Genomic DNA, 2221 nt, shown 5'->3' with positions numbered 1-2221 from the left:
AGGAGCAGGTACAGGCATTACAGAACCAGCACGCAGAAACCATCCGGCGCTTTGATGTGCTGGCTCCGGAGATGGAGGAGATTCCCGATCGGGAGCGACGCGCCTATGCGGACATCGCTCATCAGCACCTGAAAAAAACCGAAGAACACCTGGGGCAGATCCCGGATCAGAAAGGCAACAATCTCTGGGAGCGCCTCAGGGAAAGCTTCCGGGCCATTGGACAGCGCCTCGGCATGATCGCACCGGATGCCCAGATACAGCAGGTCGCACCCGCTGCAGCCCCCATGCCGACCCATCGACCAGGACGGCACTGAATGGGCATGGAATAAACACAGATGGAAACATCCCAATTGGATGCGGTGATGACTGAATTTGCGGCATTGACGGCCTGGATGCGAAACGAAGGAATCAACCGGCTGTTTGTGGGTGACTATTGCTGTGACTGGTCAAACATCGATGGCAGCCGCTTTGTCTGTGAAATACCACAGTCACCTGAAATTATTATGAAAGCATGGGAAAAGGCCCAAAATCCACTGCGTTCGGCATCCCAAACTATTCTGAAGCGACAATATCCTCAAAACGAAGATGATTGGGACTACACATTCCTGGATTCCATGGAATTCACCATAGATCACAACCGATGGCATATCCTCGCGCGCGTCTGGTTCCAGACAGACGTTGAAACCCTGGGCGATCTAGGTAGGAAAGAACTTGTCACGACAGAAGGTCACGTTAATTGGGTCGCGAGGCCCGGCCAGGCATGGGAGACAGACATAAAGGCCGCTACACACGTCGAGCCTGTTGTTTTCGGGAGCCTGCAGGGCTCCATCGATCCGGTTGAAATTACATAAGTGGGACCACTGGTGCCCATGCCCATGTTGCATGGTTTAACACGCATAATGTGTTTCTTATAGGTACTCCACATTTTTAACCGGTGCTTTGAGGAGAAAATATGCCTTTATTTATCGAACCCAACGCGGGTGTTTCGCCTATTTTGCAAGTGATTCATTCAGCCCGCCATGAGTTGAATGTCGGTGTTTACTATATGACCGACCGCCCGATTCTTCGTGCCATTCAAGCGGCCAAAGCGCGGGGTGTGGATGTGCGGGTCATCATTGAGGGCAAGCCCTATGGCATGAAATCCTGGCAGGTGAAAAAGGAAGAACGGGAGATCGAAGCGACCGGTGCGCAACTGCATCTGGCGCCTTACCGCTTTACCAGCCACGGCAGTCAGTGGTCTTTTTACCATGCCAAATATCTGGCATCAGACCACGAGGCCGAGATCGGCAATCCGAATTTTGCCTGGTTAGATTTTCATGATGCCCGCAATTACCTCTACGTCACCAGGAATCCCACGGTGGTCAAGGCCGTCAATGCGGTTTTTAACGCGGACTGGAATAATCACCGGGCGCCGGCATGGACGCATCAGGTTTTGGTGCTCTCACCGGGAACATCCGTAAAACAGATTGTGCAGGTCATCGACCAGCCGGGGCCGGTTGATATTGAAGATGAGGAAATTGGACCCTACGCGCCGACTCTCGATGCGATTGCCGCTAAAGGCCGATTAGCGCGGATGATCATGCCAGCCAACATCAATGCGCAAGATCGCAAAGATGCACAATTTCTTGGGGCGCATGGCGTGCAAGTACGCTTAATGCCCGTGCGTCCTACCTACATCCATAGCAAATTAGTTTTGGGAAATTCAATAGGTTATGTGGGTAGCGAGAACCTGACCCAGACCAGTCTTGAGCGGAACCGTGAAGTCGGGTTACTGCTGAATGGGCGGGATATTACCGAGTTACAGATGCAGTGTGATAAAGATTGGAATGCAGCGGCGACTTCCACTGATTAAACCGCACTCAGAAGGGTAAAACAACGAGAAACGCACGGTCTCCGAAACCACGCCAGAAACAAAGCATACAGGCTTACACCATTTGCATTTAGCCCTGTAGTGTCAACGGACAAAAAAGTATCATCCAGGATCAGCCGTATCCCATTGATTCTACGTTTTTAACAATTTCCACGCTTCACGAAGTATCATCCTGAGTAGCCCCACTGCCTTTGCCGACCCGGTGATGGTGGACAATAAAGTTTCATCCTGGCGCCTACGGGCCTCCCTTGTGCTGTAACCGGTAACTGAGCGGCGTTATATCCTGAAATTTTCAGAGGTGCAGAATAATCTTCCAGGACATGACTGAGGAGAAAATACATGGTGCCATCA

General features: G+C 51.6%; 4 protein-coding genes. 3 read left to right on the top strand and 1 reads right to left on the bottom strand.

Annotation, left to right across the window (positions count from 1 at the left end; translation table 11 throughout):
• From AC2VLY_RS10040 to AC2VLY_RS10030, 3 genes are all read left to right on the top strand, one after another.
• The coding region (locus AC2VLY_RS10040) for a hypothetical protein (protein ID WP_486893526.1) at window positions 1-314 on the top strand (314 nt) is incomplete at its 5' end.
• 21 nt (window positions 315-335) lie between these two features.
• Window positions 336-851, top strand: coding sequence for a hypothetical protein (locus AC2VLY_RS10035; RefSeq protein ID WP_486893525.1), 516 nt, complete (start codon window positions 336-338; stop codon window positions 849-851).
• A 101-nt stretch (window positions 852-952) separates the two neighbouring features.
• Window positions 953-1852 carry a phospholipase D-like domain-containing protein gene (locus tag AC2VLY_RS10030; RefSeq protein ID WP_486922205.1) on the top strand — a complete coding sequence of 300 codons (900 nt, stop codon included), beginning with the start codon at window positions 953-955 and terminating at the stop codon, window positions 1850-1852.
• Window positions 1853-2037: 185 nt separating this feature from the next.
• Here AC2VLY_RS10030 and AC2VLY_RS10025 read toward each other — a convergent pair.
• On the bottom strand, window positions 2038-2221 hold a 184-nt coding region (locus AC2VLY_RS10025), incomplete at its 5' end, for a hypothetical protein (RefSeq protein ID WP_486922204.1).

The organism is Acidithiobacillus sp. TH-A36 (genome assembly GCF_057473445.1).
This window is presented reverse-complemented; position numbering and strand designations above follow the sequence as displayed.

What these genes read in the sequence shown, in the direction of transcription:
- AC2VLY_RS10035 (WP_486893525.1), top strand. Translation starts at nt 336, where the DNA reads ATGGAAACATCCCAATTGGATGCGGTGATGACTGAATTTGCGGCATTG.
- AC2VLY_RS10030 (WP_486922205.1), top strand. Translation starts at nt 953, where the DNA reads ATGCCTTTATTTATCGAACCCAACGCGGGTGTTTCGCCTATTTTGCAA.